This is a genomic window from Nocardia sp. NPDC004654, assembly GCF_040609595.1.
GTDB lineage: Bacteria > Actinomycetota > Actinomycetes > Mycobacteriales > Mycobacteriaceae > Nocardia.
Map to the genome: position 1 here is coordinate 928,998 of NZ_JBEXKI010000001.1, position 16,470 is coordinate 945,467.

Genomic DNA, 16,470 nt, shown 5'->3' on the forward strand with positions numbered 1-16,470 from the left:
TGATGCGGGCACCCCGGACCGATGTGCGACTAGGGTCGACAGCGTGAGTCAAACCAATCCCACCTCCGGCGGGCCGCCGTTGCGCGCGCTGGCGATGGTTTTGATCGCACTGGCCATCGTGTTCGCGGGTCTCGGTGCGATGTCGCTGTCGAGTTCCGATTCCGACGCCACGAACGCCGAGGAGTCGTCGACCGCGGCCCAGCAGGTCACCTCGGCCGCGCCTGTGACGACGGCCGCGACCACCCCGGTGACGACGACCCCGGTCGCGACGACGGTGGCGCCGACCACGACCGCCGCCGCGCCGACGCCCGCGGCCGGTGCGCCCGCGGCGGGCGTGAACCGGGCCGTTCCGGTCCGTGTTCTGAACAACAGTCTGGTCGCCGGTCTGGCGGCCCGTACCGCCGAAGAATTGACGGCGAGCGGCTGGACGAACGTCGCGCCGGGCAACTACGCGGGCGGCACCATCGCGAAAACGACTGTGTATTACGGGAATACGCCCGGCGAGCGGGAGGCGGCGCTGGCGATCGCCGCGGAGATCGGCGCGACCGCCGAGCCCAAGTCGGCGGGAATCGGGGACAACGGTCCGGGTGTGGTCGTCATCTTGACGGGTAACTGAAAACCGAGCCCGGCGCGCACGGCCCCTTGGCGGCGCGACACGGCGCTCGTGGCATCATCTTGTCCGGTAACGACAGTGTCCACCCAGCTTTACTCGTAAACTCGGTACTCGTAAAGGAGTTCCCCCGATGGCCCCGTCCACAACTCGTCGCCCGTCCTGGCGGACTGTGACCCCGGTGCTTGCGGTCGCGGTCTTCGGCCTCGCTGCCTGCACGAACAGCCAGGAGTCGAGTGACGTCAAGGGAACCACCCCGCCGGTGTGGACCGGTGCCTCCGCCCCGGCTCAGGAGCACGGGACCGGTACCGAGCACGGCAGCCCGGCCACCGATCCGGGCACCAAGGTCGAGCTGAAGGACGCGTCGGGCAGCTCGGTCGCCACCGCGAACATCGCCAAGGACGGCGAGCACCTCGTGATCACCGTCGAGGCGCACGGCCTGAAGCCCGGATTCCACGGTCTGCACTTCCACCAGGTCGGCAAGTGCGAGCCCAACTCCGTGGCGCCCACCGGCGGCGCGGCCGGTGACTTCCTCTCGGCGGGCGGCCACCTCCAGGTGGGCAACGCCAACGCCCACCCGGCCAGCGGCGACCTCACCTCGCTGCAGGTCCGCTCGGACGGCCAGGGCAAGCTGGTCACCACCACCGACACGGTGACCCTCGACGACCTGAAGAATCGCGCGCTGATCATCCACGCCGATGCCGACAACTTCGGCAACATTCCCAACCGTTACGTCCGTGCCGACGGCGTGGCAGGCCCGGACGACAACACACTGGCGACCGGCGACGCGGGCGGCCGCTTCGCCTGCGGTGTAGTCCAGTAGACAAGGTGCCGATATGGGCGGGGCAATCGAGAACGTTCCATTTCCAGGTTCGCCCCGGCCGACCATCGGCATCGAATGGGAGGTCGCGCTCGTCGACAAGGTGACGCGCGATCTCTCCAACACCGCGGCCGCGGTCTTCGATGCCGTCGGTGACCTGCGGGCCTGGGACGGCACTCCGCAGGTCACCAAGGAGTTGCTGCGCAACACCGTCGAGATCGTCACCGGCGTGCACGACACCGTCGGCGCGGCGGTGGACGATCTGAGCGGCACGATGGACACCGTGCGCCGCGCCGCCGACCCGCTCGGCGTCGACCTGTTCTGCGCGGGCACCCACCCCTTCGCGCAATGGTCGGCCCAGCAGCTGACCCGTTCGCCGCACTACGACGAGTTGATCGAGCGCACCCAGTGGTGGGGCCGCCAGATGATGATCTGGGGCGTGCACGTGCACGTGGGAGTCTCGCACCGGGAGAAGGTCTTTCCGATCCTGAACGCGCTGTTGTTCACCTACCCGCACCTGCTCGCGCTCTCGGCCTCCTCGCCGATGTGGGCCGGTTCCGACACCGGGTACGCGAGCAACCGCACCCTGATGTTCCAGCAGCTGCCCACCGCGGGCCTGCCGTTCCAGTTCGACAACTGGAGCCAGTTCGAGCGTTTCGTGCACGACCAGATGCAGACCGGCGTCATCGAGCAGCTCGGCGGCATGCACTGGGACATCAGGCCGGCCCCCAAGTGGGGCACCATCGAGGTGCGCATCTGCGACGGCATCTCCACCAGGGCCGAGTTGGCCGCGCTCGCGGCGTTCATCCACTGTCTGATCGTGGATCTGGACCGGCGGATCGACGAGGGCGAGGATCTCGGGACGTTGCCGCCGTGGCATGTCCAGGAGAACAAGTGGCGGGCCGCGCGTTACGGCCTGGATGCGATCGTCATCACAGACGCCGACAACAGCGAACGACTGGTCACCGACGACCTGATGGACGTGCTGAACCGGCTGGAGCCGACGGCCAAGCGGCTCGGCTGCTCCGACGAATTGTCCTTTGTCGCCGAAATTCCCCAGCGTGGAGCGTCGTATCAGCGCCAGCGCAAGGTGGCGGCGGCGACCCAGGGCGACCTGATCGCGGTGGTGGACGCGCTGGTCCAGGAGCTTTACAAGTAGCGCGCCGGGCTCACGAGCGGTCGTCTGGCGTTCAGCTGGCCAGGGGGACGGCGTTCATCCCCCGTTTACTATGGTCGTCGTGCTTGTCGAAGACCCGGGTTCCAGCGTAGGAAGTGCGGTGCGGCGGTTGAAGATACCGCCGTCCCGGGTGTGGGTGACCGCGGCCGTCGCGGCGGTGCCCGCGTTGCTGATCGTGCTCCAGATCGTCGCGTTCCAGCAGGATTTCGAAGGTCCGTTGGAAAGCCTGTTGCGCGACTATGTCGGCACCCCGAAATCGATGTCGGTGCCGTGGGCCGGGCTGGTCCTCGCGCTGGTCGGTATCCCCATGCGGCGCAGGCTCGTCGCGCTCGGTGCGGCGGTGGCCATCGACCTGGTGTGCGCGGGGGCGCGGCTGCTCGCCGGTGATCCGCCCACGGTCGGCAACGGTCCGGTGCTTGTGCTCACCGCGCTCGCCCTGATCGCCTGGCTGCGCTGGACCGGCGACGAACGGCGCAACGCGTTGCACGCCGCCGCGCTCGGCGCGCTGCTGATCCTGGCGACCAAGGTGGGCGACGTCTGGTTGCACATCACGGTGCTGAGCAGTCCCGAGGTGCTCGACGAGTACGTGATGCTCGCCGATCACGCGCTCGGCGACCCGTCGTGGGTGATGGGCCGGGTGATCGACACGCTCGGCCCGGTGGTCTACGCCGTGCTGCACTGGGTCTACATCGAGCTGCCGGTGGCCGCCATCGTTGTCGCGGTGTGGCAGTTGCGCCGGGTGGTCGATTCCGGGCGGTGGCCGAGCCACTACCTGGTGCGGACCTTCCTGGTGCTCGGGTTGGTCGGACCGATCGTCTATGTCCTCTTCCCGGTGGTCGGTCCGATGTTCGCCTACGGCGCCGACGGCAACGGACTCCAGATCGGCAACTACTGGCCGGGCGTCCTCCCGCCGATCGACCGCAGTCCCGAGCCGCTGCCCTTCGACACGGCGACTCCGCGCAACTGCATGCCGTCCATGCACACCGCGTGGGCGCTGTCGGTCTTCCTGCACACCCGCCGCGATATCGACGGCTCCCGCGCACCCGCCTGGCTGCGCTGGGGCGGCACTTTCTGGCTGCTGGCCACGCTGGCCGCGACGCTCGGCTTCGGCTACCACTACGGCGTCGACCTGGTGGCGGGCGCGGTGCTGTGCCTGACCGTCGAGTCCGCGCTGCGCGAGCCGGAACGCGGCTGGGGATGGTTCCGTATCCGCCTGGTCGCGGGCGGCGTCGCGGTGCTGGCGGTCCTGCTGCTCTCCTACCGCTACCTGGCGGTGTCGATGGCGGAGTACGCCGTCCCGGCCGGAACCATCGTGCTCGCGCTGTTGGCGGGCATGGCGGCCGCCTTCCACGCGACCTGGTTCGCGGGGCAGCGGGAGCCGGTGGTCGAGGTGCGGGAGACCGAGCCCGCCGACCGCTGAACCCATCGAGCGCTGCCGAGTCCGGCGCCGGTGGACCGCTCAGTCGATCTCGTCGCCGAGCTCGTTGACGCGCAGCAACCCGTCGCGGTGCCGCTGTTCGCGGTAGGCGGTGCGGCCGATCAGGTGCGCGATCACCGGGGCGGTGACCAGCGTGAACAGCCCGACCAGCGCGAGCAGCCAGACATTGCCCTGGCCGCGCAGCTCGATCGCCGCGCCGCCGAGCACCAGCAGCAGCCCGACCACCTGCGGTTTGGTGGCGGCGTGCATGCGGGTCAGGGTGTCGGGGAAGCGGACGATGGCGATCGCGGCGGTGCACGCCAGCGCCGCGCCGCTGAGGATCAGCGCGGCCGATGCCCACTGCCAGCCCGTCATCGGTCGTCCCTGACGCGGAAACGGGAGACGGCGGCCGAACCGAGGAACCCGACCAGCGCCAGAGCGACGATGGCGGGCAGCACCGTGGCGTCCCGGTCGTAAGCGGCCCACACGGCGAGTCCCGCCATGGCGATGGCCATCAGCGAGTCGATGCCGACGACCCGGTCGAGCGTGCTCGGCCCCGCCAGGATGCGGTAGCTGGTGATGACAGCGGCGGCCGCGAGCAGGAAGCCGGCGAGCACGGCGACGACGGTCATGCGTTCACCTCCGGACGGATTTCGGTACGGGCCGCTCGAGTGCGGAGATCAGCAGCCGTTCCAGGCGGCGGGTCTGCTGGTAGAACCGCGCCACCGCGGCCTCGCTGCCGACGTCGAGCACATGCACGTAGACCAGGCAGCGGTTGCGGTCGATCTCGAGCACCATCGTGCCGGGGATCAGGTTGAGCAGGTCGGTGGTGAGCACCAGCACCAGATCCGACTTGGTGCTCAGGTTGACCCGCAGCACACCGGAGACCGGCGGCGGCGCGGGCCGCAGCGCGAACCACGCGATCTGCAAGCTGGATTCGAGCGCGTAGTAGGCGCTCACCCAGATCACCTCGATGAGCGCGACCAGGTTGAGCCGCCCGCTCACCGGGATTCGGGGCAGCGGCAGCGCCACCATGATCAGCGCGCCGACCACCAGCCCAGCCAGCAGGTTGGCGACGCTCAGATCGCCCCACAGCGCCATGTAGACGGCGGCGAGCCAGAGCAGCACGCCGACGCGGACCACGCTGTCCTTGCCGATCCGCCGCGAGCCGGATCCGCTTGTCCCGCCGGGGATCTCGTCGCCGATCCTCATGCCTGTGCCGCACTGGGCTCGGGCACGCGCGGGGTCACGATTCGCCCATCTCGTTCGCTCATCGAAACGCCTCCGGTTCGCCGAGTACCGCGCCGACGTACACCGCGGGATCGTTCAGGTCGGCCGCGGCGCGGTCGGCGATGCCGAGGATCGGTCCGGCCAGCACGGTGAGGCCGAGACCGACCGCGGCGAGCGCCACCGTCGAGAGCAGCATGAGCGGCGGGATGCGGCCGGGATCGGTGCGCTCGTCGTAGAGCACGTCGGTCGAATCCTCGATCAGGGTCGGCGGTTTCGCGGCCGCGAGGTGTCCCTCCGGAGCTTCGGAGCGCGGCCGCCAGAACGCCTTGGCCCAGACCCGAGCGACGACGTAGAGCGTCAGCAGACTGGTCAGCACCGCGCCACCGACCAGCACCCAGGCCAGCACGCCGCCGTCGGCCGCGCCCGCCTGGAGCAGCGCGACCTTGCCGATGAAACCCGAGAACGGCGGTATACCACCGAGATTCAGCGCGGGCACCAGGAATAGCACGCCGAGCACAGGACTCGCCGCGGCCAGCCCGCCGAGCCTGCGCAGCGAGGTGGAACCGGCCTGCCGCTCGATCAGGCCGACCACCAGGAACAGGGTGGTCTGCACCAGAATGTGGTGCGCCACATAGAACACCGCGCCCGCCAGACCGGCCGCCGTGGCGAGCCCGACGCCGAAGATCATGTACCCGATGTGGCTGACCAGCGTGAACGACAGCAGCCGTCGGATGTCGTGCTGGGCGATCGCGCCGAGGATGCCGATCACCATGGTGAGCATGCCGCAGATCAGCAGGATGTTGTCGAAAGCGCCGTCGGGGAACAGCAGCGTGTGCGTCCGAATGATCGCGTACACACCGACTTTCGTCAGCAAACCGGCAAAGACGGCGGTCACCGGCGCCGGTGCGGTCGGGTAGGAGTCGGGCAGCCAGTTGTACAGCGGGAACACCGCCGCCTTGATGCCGAAAGCGACCAGCAGCACCGCGTAGACCGCCGTGCGTACGCCTTCGGGGGCCGCGCCGAGGCGTACGGCGATCTGCGCCAGGTTCAGTGTCCCGGTGGTCGCGTAGACCAAGCCGATGCCGGTCAGGAAGATCAGCGACGACAGCATCGACACCATCACGTACGCCACCCCCGCGCGGATGCGTTCGGCGGTCGCGCCCACGGTGAGCAGCACGAACGACGCGGCGAGCAGCATCTCGAAGCCGACGAACAGGTTGAACAGGTCACCGGCCAAAAAGGCCGCCGAAACACCGGCTGTCAGAACAAGATACGTGGGGCGGTAGATGGAGGTCGGCTGGCGCTCGTCGCCGTCGCGGATATTCTGGCCCGCGCCGTAGACCGAGACGGCGAGCAGCACGATGGCCGAGATGAGCAGCATCCCCGCGGCCAGCCGGTCCACTACCAGCGTGATGCCGATCGGGGTGTCCCACCCGCCGACCTGCACCGCGGCGGTGCCGTCCCGGTCGGCCAGATAGAGCAGCATTCCGGTGATGACGACGACCGCGGTCAGCACGACCAACGTGACCGCGCGTTGAATGCGGGGTCTGCGGCCGAAGATCAGCGTCGCGGCGGCGCCGAGCAGCGGAACGAGCACCGGCAGCGGCGCGAGCGCGGGCAGAAGGTGCGGCGAGAGGCTCAATCTTCCGGATCCTCTCGGTCGCGCCGCGCCGCCACTTCCGCGTCACCGGGGTCGTTCTGCACGTCGTCGGTGGTGGTGAGCATGTAGGAGCGGTAGGCGAGGGAGAGCACGAACGCCGCCAAGCCCATCGTGATGACGATCGCGGTGAGCATCATCGCCTGAGCGAGCGGGTCCGCCATGCCCTCGTGCGCGCCCGCCTCGGCGCCGCCGACGGGCGGGTCGCCGGCCGGACCGCCGACGGTCAGGATCAGCAGGTTCACCGCGTTGCCGAACAGGATCATGCCGAGCAGCATCTTGGAGACGGCGCGCTCCAGGATCAGGTAGACGCCGCAGGCGGTGAGGACGCCGATGAGGACGAGCAGGGTCAGGTTCGACGTCATGCCTCCACCTCGCTGGCGCTCGGCTCCGGCATGCCGTCGGCGGGCTGGCACATGATTCGCTCACTTCGTTCGCTCATGCCTCCACCTCGCTGGCGCTCGGTTCCGGCATGCCATCGGCGGGCTGGCACATGATTCGCTCACCGCGTTCCCTCATGACCGACTCCCTCGCGGCGCCGGAGAGGGCTCGTCGCTCGGGGAGTCGCCGAGTTCGCTGTCCAGGCGGGCGCCGAGGCTGCGCAGCACGTCGAGGACCAGGCCGACCACGATCAGATAGACGCCGAGGTCGAACAGCAGCGACGTCACCAACTTGACGTGGCCGAACAGCGGCAGCGTCACCTCGATGATCGCCGAGGACAGCGGCGGCGCGCCGAGCAGCAGCGAGCCGGCCGCGGTGCCCGCCGCCAGCGTCAGTCCGGCGCCGAGGACGTGGCCCGCTTCCACCGGCAGCGCCTCGCCGAGTTCGTAGCGGCCGCCCGCGAGATACCGCAGCGTCAGCGCGAGGCCCGCGGTGAGGCCGCCCGCGAAACCGCCGCCGGGAGCGTTGTGGCCCGCGAAGAAGAAATAGATCGAGAGCACCATGATCGTCGGGAAGAGCAGGCGCGCGGTGATCTGCAAGACCATCGAGCGTTCCCGGCGGTCGACCAGCCGTCCGGCGGGCAGCCAGCTGACGAGGTCCGGGTTGTAGTGCGGCGAGTCGGCGGCGCGTGGCGCGGCGCCGAAACGCCTGGTGCGGAACACCATCGAGGCGACGCCGGTGGCGGCGACGATGAGCACCGAGACCTCGCCGAGGGTGTCCCACGCCCTGATGTCGACGAGCAGCACGTTGACCGCGTTCTTGCCGCCGCCGAGCCGGTAGGCGGCCTCGGGGATCCGGTGCCAGATGGGTTCCGCGCCGCGCGCCGCCGTGGCGAAGGCGGCCAGCACCGTGACGCTCGCCCCGACCGCGACGGCCAAGGCGGCGCGGCGCGTCTCGAACGCGGTGGTCCTGCTCTCCTCGATCTCGGCGGGGAAGGCGCGCAGGACGAGCACGAAGACCACCAGCGTCACCGTCTCGACGAGGAACTGGGTGAGGGCGAGGTCCGGCGCGCCGTGCAGCGCGAAGATCACGCCGCAGCCGTAGCCGGTGACGCCGACGACCAGCACGCTGGCGAGCCGGTTGCGCAGGATGGTCGCCGCGAACGCCATAGCCGCCATGATCCCGGCGATGGCGAGTTGCAACGGCGAATCCCACAGGCGCAGTTCCACTCCCGTCTTGGTGCCCAGCGCGAGCAGGACCGCGGGCAGGATGGTCAGGGTGCCGAGAATGGCGGCCTGCGTCAGCGGAAGCGAACCGCGCTGCACCGATCCGGTCATCCGCAGCGAGAGCCGATCCATCCCGCGCAGGGTGGCGTCGTAGGCGCGGTCGGCGTTGCCGAGGCGCGGGTGCGCCGTCTCGCCGAATCGGTTGCGCACCAAGAAGAGTGCCGAGCCCGCGGCGATGATCAGCACCGACAGCGCGAGCGGCACGGTGAACCCGTGCCACAGCGCCAGATGCGAAACCAGCTCGCCAGGAAGCGTTTCCGGATACCCGCGCAGCAGCTCGTCCAGCCACTGCGCGCCGATACCCGCGGCGAGGCTGGCGACGGCGAGTGCCATGGGCGGCGCGAGGAACAGCGGCCCCGGCGCGTGCCACGACGGTTGCTTGTCGAGTTCCCTGTCCCCGAACGCGCCCCAGACGAAACGGGCGCTGTAACCGACGGTCAGCATGGAGCCGAGCACGATCGCCGCGCACAACGCGATGCGCGCCGGAACCGTCAACGTGTCCGCCTCCAGGATCGCGCCGAGCGCGCTCTCCTTGCCGACGAACCCGAGCAGCAGTGGAATGCCCGCCATGCTCAGCGCCGCGAGCACGGCGACCCCGCACAGCACCGGAGCCCGCCGACCGAGCCCGGACAACTCGCGCAGATCGCGGGTCCCCGCGCCGTGGTCCACGATCCCGACCACCATGAACAGGCAAGCCTTGAACAGCGCGTGCGCCACGATCAGCGTCGTCCCGGCCAGCGCCGCGTCCGGCGTGCCAATGCCGAGCAGCACGATCAGGAAACCCAGCTGGCTCACCGTGCCGAAGGCGAGCAGCAGTTTCAGATCGGTCACCCGCAGCGCGCGAATGCCCGCGAGCAGCATGGTCACCGCGCCGAGGACGAGCACCATCGGATGCCACGGCGGACTGCTCGCGAACACCGGCGCGAGCCGCGCCACCAGGTACACGCCCGCCTTCACCATGGCCGCGGCGTGCAGGTACGCGCTGACCGGCGTGGGCGCGGCCATCGCGCCGGGGAGCCAGAAGTGCAGCGGAACGATCGCGGACTTGCTCAGCGCGCCGACGAGCACGAGCGCCACCGCCACCGATACCGCGATCCCGTCCGGAAGGCGGTCCATGGCCAGCAGTTCCGACAGCAGGTAGGTGCCGCAGGTCTGTCCGAGGATCACGATGCCGACCAGCATCGCCAGCCCGCCCGCGCCGGTGACCAGCAGTGCTTGCAGCGCCGCGCGTCTGCTGGTCGCCCGCTCGGCGTTGTGGCCGACGAGCAGGAACGACAAAACCGTCGTCGTCTCCCAGAAGACGTAGAGCAGCAGCATATTGTCGCTGGTGACCAGTCCGAACATCGCGCCCGCGAAGCCGACGAACTGGGCGGCGAAGACGCCGAGTCGCGGTTCGTCGTCCGTGAAGTAGCGGGTGCAGTAGAGCAGGATCAGCGTGCCGATGCCGAGCACGAGCGCGGCCATGACGGCCGCGAGCGAATCGAAGCGCAGCTCGATGTTCATCGCGATCGCGGGCGCCCAGGTCAGCCGAACCTGCTGCGCGCTATCCCAATTCGCGACCACCCAGCCGAAACCGCCGAGCGGCGCGAGAGCGAGCACCGCGAAAGCGTTGCGCCCCAACACCCGTACGCACCACGGCGCTGCCAGCGCGGCGAGCGCGTGCGCGAGCAGGATTACGAGCAAACTGCACTCCGTCAGGTCGTGGCGGGCGGTGGTGCGGTTCCAGCCTACGTGGAGCCAGGGTTTTTCGCGGGAGTGGCCGCTATGGCGTCAGCCATGTCGCGGCGGCTCGGCTATATATCCGCTACCTCGTCCCGGTGCGCGGGCGGCGCCGGTTTGCGGTAGGCGCGCGGCCGCAGGCGGTAGAGCAGGAGCAGGGCGAACGTGCACCCGGCCACGATCATCAGCGCCACCTTGCCGGGCGTGGTGGCGTGCGCCATGTTGTCCCGCGGCGGCCACGTCTCGTTCTCCACCGGCAGCGCGGTGACGACGCTCGGCAGGGCGAGCGCGGCGAGGGCGAGTACGGCGCTCGGGCCGTAGTGTGGTCGGGCGGCGCCGCCGCAGAAGCCGGCGGTCAGCGCGAGCAGCACCGTCGCGACGGAGTAGTAGACCGTGCCGTCGCCGTGCGCGTCCACCCACGCGAACACCGCGACGCCCATCAGCGCCAGCAGCGCCAGGAACGGCGACGGCGCGCGGAGACCGGCGAACAAGCCGAGCGCGGTGAGCGCGAGCACCACCAAGAGGCTCCACCAGGGCCGGGGCGCGTAGCCGAGCGAGTCGGCGGTCGCGACCAAGCTCACCGCGAGCAGCACGCCGATCCCATCGCGTCCGGGCAGCAGCATGGCCGCGATCAGCGCGGCGCTGATGATGGCCGCGACGGCGATCGCGATCTCCAGTCGGTTGTCGCCGGGGGCGGAGACATTGTTGTATTGGCCTGCCAGCCATTCGCTCGCCGCCAGGACGATCAGGCCGAGCACGATCGCCGCGAGTATCGGCGTGATCGGCAGATCGATGGGCACCGTCGAGTCGCTCTCCGGTTCGGCCCGGTCGCGATTGCGGGCGATGGCGACGAACAGCAGCACCACCGCGATGCCGATCATCGAGAACGGCGGCGTTTCCAGTACTACCCACGGGTCCTGCTCGGGCAGGTCGAGCAGGTCGGCGAGATCGCCGAAGACGAAGATGCTCGTCGCGCCGAGCACGTAGCCGATCGCCGAGGTGCGGCGGCGCAGCGCGACGACGCCCAACGCGCCCAACAGGATTCCGCCGCAGACCGCGTCGATATAGTTCTGCGTGGTGAGCAGATCCGCGGAGGCGACGTCGCGGCCCGCGAAGTGGTTGACGTACATGCCGAGCGCGCCGACGAACGCGACGATCCAGCCGACCAGCGGCCGGGCGAAGGTGGTGATCAGCACCGCGACCGTGACCGCGACGACCATGCCGATCGTCGCGCCGCGCGGCACGCTGTTGATCAGGCTGGCGATCCGGTACGGGGTGCTCTGCGCGGTCCAGGCGAAGGTGATCGGCAGGAACAGCGCGACTCCCGCGACCGCGGCCCCGAGGAGGGCCGTGACCACGTCGACTCCGTCGCCGATCCATCGCCGCACCAGGGCAACATACCCGCGCGACGGCGCCCAGCCCGTGATTACCGGCCCAGCGCCGTGTCCGTCAGCTGCGGTTTTCCGCGTACTTGCGCAGCGCTTCGACCTGATCCGGATCAAGCGACGGACGCACCACCGCGCGGGCGGCGGCGAGATCGGCGGCGGTGACGTCGGCGGCCGCCACGTCGCGGCGCATCGCCGCGAGCGCGGCCTCGCGCAGCAGCGCGGCGCAGTCGGCGGCGGAGTAGCCGTCCAGGTCGGCGGCCAGCGCGGTCAGGTCGACGTCGGCGGCCAGCGGCACCGAACGACCCGCGGTCCGCAGGATCTCCAGCCGCGCCGCGGCGTCCGGCGGAGGCACGAACACCAGCCGCTCCAATCGGCCCGGTCGCAGCAGCGCGGGATCGATCAGCTCGGGCCGGTTCGTCGCGCCGAGCACCACCACGTCGCGCAGCGGCTCCACGCCGTCGAGCTCGGTGAGCAGCGCGGCGACCACGCGGTCGGCGACACCGGAGTCGGTGCTCTGCCCGCGTCGCGGCGCGAGCGCGTCGATTTCGTCGAGGAAGATCAGCGACGGCGCGGAATCCCTTGCCCGCTGGAATAATTCGCGCACCGCCCGTTCGGACGCGCCGACCCACTTGTCCAGCAGTTCCGCGCCCTTGACCGCGTGCACGCTGAGCTGGCCCGAGCCGGCCAGTGCCCGCACCAGGTACGTCTTGCCGCAGCCCGGCGGGCCGTAGAGCAGCACGCCGCGCGGCGGATCGATGCCGAGCCTGGCGAAGGAATCCGGATGGCGCAGCGGCCAGAGCACCGATTCGGTGAGCGCCTGCTTCGTCTCGATCATGTCGCCGACGTCGTCCAGGCCGAGGCTGCCGATCGCCAATTCCTCCATGCCGGAACGCGACAGCGGGCGGATCACCTCCAGCGCGCCGACCAGGTCCTGCTGGGTCAGGCGTGGATCGGCCTGCTCCTTGCTGACCCGCGACGCCGCGCGCAGCGCCGCCTCCCGGCACAGCGCCGCCAGATCCGACACCACGAAACCCGGTGTGCGCGCGGCGATCACGTCGAGCTTCAGATCGTCGGTCGGCACCTTGCGCAACAGCTGCTCCAGCAGCGCCTTGCGCATCGCCGACGTCGGCAGCGGCAGTGCGAGCTCCCGATCGCACAGGTCCGGCGCGCGCAGCCGGGCGTCCACACCGGCCGGATGCGCGGTGGTCGCGATGAACGCCACGCTGGTCTCGGCCATGGCCGCCCGAAACTGGTCCAGGATCAGCGTCGCGACCGGCTCGGGGTCGGCGGGCAGCAGCGCGTCGATGTCGGTGACGAGCAGGATGCCGCCGCGCCCGGACGCGACATCGGCGACCGCCTCGGCCACCTCGCGCAGCCGGGCGCCGCCCTCCTGCGCGCCGACCGAAGGTCCGTCCAATTCGACGATGCGCCGCGGGGCGGTCACCGACCTGGCCAGCGTGGCCTTGCCGACACCGGCGGGTCCGGTGATCAGCACCCCGAGATGCGGTGTGGCGCCGAGGGTTCTGAGCAGTTCGGGCTCGTCGAGCGCGAGGCTGAGCCATTCGGTCAGCTTCGAGGCCTGGGCGTGCACGCCGACGAGTTCCTCCGCGGGAACACGCGGCGGCGCGGTGCGCACCGCGGTCGCGCCGTTGGTTCCCGCGGCGGCCTCGATCACCGCGCGGGAGGTATGGCCCGCGGCCGCCGCGCGTTCGGCGGCGTCCAGCGCCGCGACCGCCCCCGCGCCCCAGGCGACGGCCGTGTTGGGCTGCACGCTCACCGGCCCGCGCACCGGATCGGTGGCGGTGACGGTCAGCAGTTCGGTCGTCCACGCGATGCCGAAGGTGCGCGACAACGCCTGGCTCGCCGCCGACGAGGGAATATCCGGTCCCAGATCGCGCGGCAGCAGCGAGACCGCGTCGCCCACCGTGACGACCTTGCCGAGCAGCGCCTGACGCAGCGTGGCGGCCGGAATGCTGCGGCAGGCGTGCACCGAGCCGCTGACCGAGATCTGCTTGGCGCCGTACACCGAGGCGGGGGAGACCACCACGGTGGCGTTCTCGCGCAGTCCCGCGTTCGACAGCGTCACGTCGTCCAGCAGCGCGACGCCCGCCGGAGTGCCCGCGGGCGCGATGCCGACCACCGCGGCGGTGCGGCGCGATCCCGCCAGCGCGACTCCGTCCCACTCGCGCAGGCCGAGCGCCGTCAACGCCTCCGGATGCAGGCGGACCACCCCGCGTCTCGCATCGGCGGCGGACGTATTCAGTCGAGCGGTGAGCGCCAGTTCTGCCACTGTGCCATTCTGCCCGCGTTGGCGTGCCGGTGGACAGGGACCGTGCGTAGCCGCGCCCTCGTCGCGGCCGACGGGAACCCTGTCGCGGCGGCTAGCGGCGGCTAGATGATGCGAGCGGCGACGGCCACCGGCTTGTCCGCGTTGCTCGGCGACAAGCAAACCAGCTTGGCGGTGCCGAGCGCGACGTTCGGGCTGCCCGCGAACGAGCTTTCCGGGTTCTCGGCGAGGATCTGCTCGATCACCCGCTTCTCGGCTTCGCCGTCGAGTTCCTTGAACTCACCGCACGTGGTGCGCGAGGCCGGACCAAGGCCGGAGGTGTCGGCGGACTCCGTGGTCGCCGGAGCGCTGTCGGGGGTCGTTGGCGCCGAAACGGTCGTGGTCGGAGCCTGCGTCGCGCTGGCACTGGTGCCCGTGCTGCCCTTGCGTAGGCCGCTCGCATCGGAGGACTCGTCCGACCCGCCGCAGCCGGTCGCCGCCAGAGCCACCGCTCCCGCGGCCAGGACGATGACGGAAATTCGCTTCATTTGGTGCTTTCCCGGGTGCCACAGAGCGCCGGAGCCTCCGGCGTCGGCAGCAGCGTACCGGGAAGGATCGGGTTGTCGGCAAGCCCAGGCGCACGCGGGCTCAGTGAATGTGCGCCTGCCAGTCCTCGGGAACCCGCCCGCGCGGGCCGGGTACGCCCTGGTCCGCGGGATGGCTGTGCGGGGGAGCCAGCTCGGGTCCGCCGCCGTACATCTCCTCGCTGCGGAAATCCCAGAACCAGTCCTCACCTGGCTCGAAGCTCTGGATGAAGGGGTGACCGGTGTCCTTGGCGTGTTTGCTCGCGTGCTGGGCCGGTGAGGTGTCGCAGCAGCCGATGTGACCGCACTCGGCACAGCGGCGCAGATGAACCCACCAGCCCTGATTCTCTTCGCACTCGAGGCAGCCCGGCCCGCTGGGCGGGACAACCGGATTGATGCCTTCGATGGCTTCCGTCATGGATTCCCTCCTGTGGCGGTGCGTTCGGTCATGGGGCTTCCAGCGCGTCTTCATTGTGCTCCGGCCGGTGCAGCGGGAGGCGGACCGTGAAGCGGGTGTTGCCGGGTTCGGATTCGACTCGGATGTCGCCGTTGTGCTTGTTGACGACGATGCGGAAGGAGATGTCGAGGCCGAGGCCGGTGCCTTCGCCGACCGGTTTCGTGGTGAAGAACGGTTCGAAGACGCGGCGTCGGACGTCCTCGGGCATGCCGGGGCCGGTGTCGCCGATCTCGACGACCGCGCAGTCGTTCTCCTTGCCAGTTCGGAGGGTGAGGGTGCCCTCGCCGCGCATGGCGTAGACCGCGTTGTCGATCAGGTTCGTCCACACCTGGTTCAGTTCGGCGGCGTAGCAGGGCAGCGGCGGCAGGCTGCGGTCGTACTCCTTGACCACTTTCACGCCGTCGCCGAGCTTCCTGTTCAACATGACCAGGGTGCTGTCGAGCAGCTCGTGCAGGTCGACAACCTGGAACGGGGCCCGGTCCATCTGCGAGTACTGCTTGGCGGCGCCGACGAGCGTGGAGATCCTGGTGGTCGAATCGGCGATCTCGTTCATCAGCAGCTCGGTCTCGATGGTGTAGTTGAGCCAGCGGATCGCGCCCTCGAACACCTTGTTCGGGCAGCCCTCCAAGGTGCCCCAGACCCGTTCCAGCCAGTCCACGTCGAATCCGGCCTGCACGAAGTTCGGCGCCAGCGCCCAGCCGTCGCCGATCTCGTGCTCCTCGAGCCATTCACCGAGCATGTCCTCCCGGTCGGCGGCTTCCATCGGAGTCAGCTCGGGCGCCTTGGCCACCTGGGCAGCGGCCTCCTCCTGCAACCGCACCAGGGTGACGAGCACCTCCGGCTGGAACCGCCCGTCGGCCATCATGGCCAGCTTGTGCCGCATACCCGCGACCCGCTCGCGCAGGCCCGAGGTGGCGCGCACGGCAGCGGCGGCCGGGTTGTTCAGCTCGTGGGTCAGACCCGCCGAGAGCGAACCGAGCGCGAGCAGGCGCTCCCGTTCGGCGACGCGCTGGGCGGTGTTGCGGTTGCCGAAGAACGCGCCCTCCAACAGGTGCACCGCCATCGGGAACCACTCGTGCATCATCCGCGCGAAGGTGCCCGCGTCCAGCACGTAGAACCGGGACTTGCGGGTGACGTACATCGACCCGGTGTAGTTCGGATCGGCCTTGTCGCCCAGGTACGCGCTCCACGCGCCCGCGTAGACGCCCTTGTGATCGGTGCGGTTCAGCTCGATCTCGGTGCCGCTGGACAGCTTGGTCAGCCGCACTTCGCCGTCCATCAGGACGTAGAAGCAGGTGGCCGGGTCTCCCTCGCGGTAGACGAGTCCCGGCTCGATGTACTCGATGCGCCCGTCCGCGCACAGCCAGGCCAGCTGGTCGTCGTCGAGCTTCTCGAACAGGAACAGGGTGCGCAGCTCGGCGGGGTCGCAGACGAGATGCGAACGGCGCGCCGCGTTTTCGATGGTCACAACTGTCCTC

Annotated in this window: 15 protein-coding genes; 4 read left to right on the forward strand and 11 right to left on the reverse strand. The window is 70.1% G+C overall.

What is annotated here, in order from left to right; genetic code table 11:
- Nucleotides 1-43 precede the first annotated feature (43 nt).
- The 4 genes from ABZV58_RS04205 to ABZV58_RS04220 all read left to right on the forward strand — a co-directional run bounded on the left by ABZV58_RS04205 (nucleotide 44) and on the right by ABZV58_RS04220 (nucleotide 4,027).
- Nucleotides 44-616, forward strand: a complete 573-nt coding sequence (locus ABZV58_RS04205) for a LytR C-terminal domain-containing protein (RefSeq protein WP_354998699.1) — start codon at nucleotides 44-46, stop codon at nucleotides 614-616.
- Between the two features lie 127 nt (nucleotides 617-743).
- The gene (locus ABZV58_RS04210; protein WP_354998700.1) at nucleotides 744-1,433 is read left to right on the forward strand and encodes a superoxide dismutase family protein; all 690 of its coding nucleotides are present in this window, start codon (nucleotides 744-746) and stop codon (nucleotides 1,431-1,433) included.
- Between the two features lie 13 nt (nucleotides 1,434-1,446).
- Nucleotides 1,447-2,589 carry a glutamate--cysteine ligase gene (locus tag ABZV58_RS04215; RefSeq protein WP_354998701.1) on the forward strand — a complete coding sequence of 381 codons (1,143 nt, stop codon included), beginning with the start codon at nucleotides 1,447-1,449 and terminating at the stop codon, nucleotides 2,587-2,589.
- 70 nt (nucleotides 2,590-2,659) lie between these two features.
- Complete coding sequence (locus ABZV58_RS04220) at nucleotides 2,660-4,027, forward strand: DUF5933 domain-containing protein (RefSeq protein ID WP_354998702.1); 1,368 nt, start codon at nucleotides 2,660-2,662, stop codon at nucleotides 4,025-4,027.
- Nucleotides 4,028-4,066: 39 nt separating this feature from the next.
- Here ABZV58_RS04220 and mnhG read toward each other — a convergent pair whose 3' ends face one another.
- The 11 genes from mnhG to ABZV58_RS04275 form a co-directional block, all read right to left on the reverse strand.
- Nucleotides 4,067-4,399 (reverse strand): monovalent cation/H(+) antiporter subunit G, encoded by a 333-nt coding sequence (gene mnhG, locus ABZV58_RS04225; RefSeq protein WP_354998703.1) that lies wholly within the window; start codon nucleotides 4,397-4,399, stop codon nucleotides 4,067-4,069.
- Nucleotides 4,396-4,656, reverse strand: coding sequence for a monovalent cation/H+ antiporter complex subunit F (locus ABZV58_RS04230; RefSeq protein ID WP_354998704.1), 261 nt, complete (start codon nucleotides 4,654-4,656; stop codon nucleotides 4,396-4,398). The genes mnhG and ABZV58_RS04230 overlap by 4 nt, the downstream gene beginning before the upstream one ends.
- A 4-nt stretch (nucleotides 4,657-4,660) precedes the next feature.
- Complete coding sequence (locus tag ABZV58_RS04235) at nucleotides 4,661-5,236, reverse strand: Na+/H+ antiporter subunit E (protein WP_354998705.1); 576 nt, start codon at nucleotides 5,234-5,236, stop codon at nucleotides 4,661-4,663.
- Nucleotides 5,237-5,294: 58 nt separating this feature from the next.
- Nucleotides 5,295-6,896, reverse strand: coding sequence for a Na+/H+ antiporter subunit D (locus tag ABZV58_RS04240; protein WP_354998706.1), 1,602 nt, complete (start codon nucleotides 6,894-6,896; stop codon nucleotides 5,295-5,297).
- Nucleotides 6,893-7,276 carry a Na(+)/H(+) antiporter subunit C gene (locus tag ABZV58_RS04245; RefSeq protein ID WP_354998707.1) on the reverse strand — a complete coding sequence of 128 codons (384 nt, stop codon included), beginning with the start codon at nucleotides 7,274-7,276 and terminating at the stop codon, nucleotides 6,893-6,895. Before ABZV58_RS04245 ends, ABZV58_RS04240 begins: the two co-directional genes overlap by 4 nt.
- A 150-nt stretch (nucleotides 7,277-7,426) precedes the next feature.
- Complete coding sequence (locus ABZV58_RS04250; protein ID WP_354998708.1) at nucleotides 7,427-10,261, reverse strand: Na+/H+ antiporter subunit A; 2,835 nt, start codon at nucleotides 10,259-10,261, stop codon at nucleotides 7,427-7,429.
- Nucleotides 10,262-10,371: 110 nt separating this feature from the next.
- On the reverse strand, nucleotides 10,372-11,685 hold the full coding sequence (locus tag ABZV58_RS04255) for a hypothetical protein (RefSeq protein ID WP_354998709.1): 1,314 nt from the start codon (nucleotides 11,683-11,685) through the stop codon (nucleotides 10,372-10,374).
- Nucleotides 11,686-11,746: 61 nt separating this feature from the next.
- Nucleotides 11,747-13,975, reverse strand: coding sequence for an AAA family ATPase (locus tag ABZV58_RS04260; RefSeq protein ID WP_354998710.1), 2,229 nt, complete (start codon nucleotides 13,973-13,975; stop codon nucleotides 11,747-11,749).
- Between the two features lie 101 nt (nucleotides 13,976-14,076).
- The gene (locus ABZV58_RS04265) at nucleotides 14,077-14,499 is read right to left on the reverse strand and encodes a hypothetical protein (protein ID WP_354998711.1); all 423 of its coding nucleotides are present in this window, start codon (nucleotides 14,497-14,499) and stop codon (nucleotides 14,077-14,079) included.
- Between the two features lie 100 nt (nucleotides 14,500-14,599).
- Nucleotides 14,600-14,953 carry a UBP-type zinc finger domain-containing protein gene (locus ABZV58_RS04270; protein WP_354998712.1) on the reverse strand — a complete coding sequence of 118 codons (354 nt, stop codon included), beginning with the start codon at nucleotides 14,951-14,953 and terminating at the stop codon, nucleotides 14,600-14,602.
- A 28-nt stretch (nucleotides 14,954-14,981) separates the two neighbouring features.
- Nucleotides 14,982-16,460 (reverse strand): ATP-binding protein, encoded by a 1,479-nt coding sequence (locus ABZV58_RS04275; RefSeq protein ID WP_354998713.1) that lies wholly within the window; start codon nucleotides 16,458-16,460, stop codon nucleotides 14,982-14,984.
- Nucleotides 16,461-16,470 lie beyond the last annotated feature (10 nt).

Bases quoted from the DNA above. Each gene is read 5' to 3' on its own strand.
- ABZV58_RS04210 (WP_354998700.1), top strand. From the start codon at position 744: ATGGCCCCGTCCACAACTCGTCGCCCGTCCTGGCGGACTGTGACCCCG.
- ABZV58_RS04215 (WP_354998701.1), top strand. From the start codon at position 1,447: ATGGGCGGGGCAATCGAGAACGTTCCATTTCCAGGTTCGCCCCGGCCG.
- ABZV58_RS04220 (WP_354998702.1), top strand. From the start codon at position 2,660: ATGGTCGTCGTGCTTGTCGAAGACCCGGGTTCCAGCGTAGGAAGTGCG.
- mnhG (WP_354998703.1), bottom strand. From the start codon at position 4,399: ATGACGGGCTGGCAGTGGGCATCGGCCGCGCTGATCCTCAGCGGCGCG.
- ABZV58_RS04230 (WP_354998704.1), bottom strand. From the start codon at position 4,656: ATGACCGTCGTCGCCGTGCTCGCCGGCTTCCTGCTCGCGGCCGCCGCT.
- ABZV58_RS04235 (WP_354998705.1), bottom strand. From the start codon at position 5,236: ATGAGGATCGGCGACGAGATCCCCGGCGGGACAAGCGGATCCGGCTCG.
- ABZV58_RS04245 (WP_354998707.1), bottom strand. From the start codon at position 7,276: ATGACGTCGAACCTGACCCTGCTCGTCCTCATCGGCGTCCTCACCGCC.
- ABZV58_RS04265 (WP_354998711.1), bottom strand. From the start codon at position 14,499: ATGAAGCGAATTTCCGTCATCGTCCTGGCCGCGGGAGCGGTGGCTCTG.
- ABZV58_RS04270 (WP_354998712.1), bottom strand. From the start codon at position 14,953: ATGACGGAAGCCATCGAAGGCATCAATCCGGTTGTCCCGCCCAGCGGG.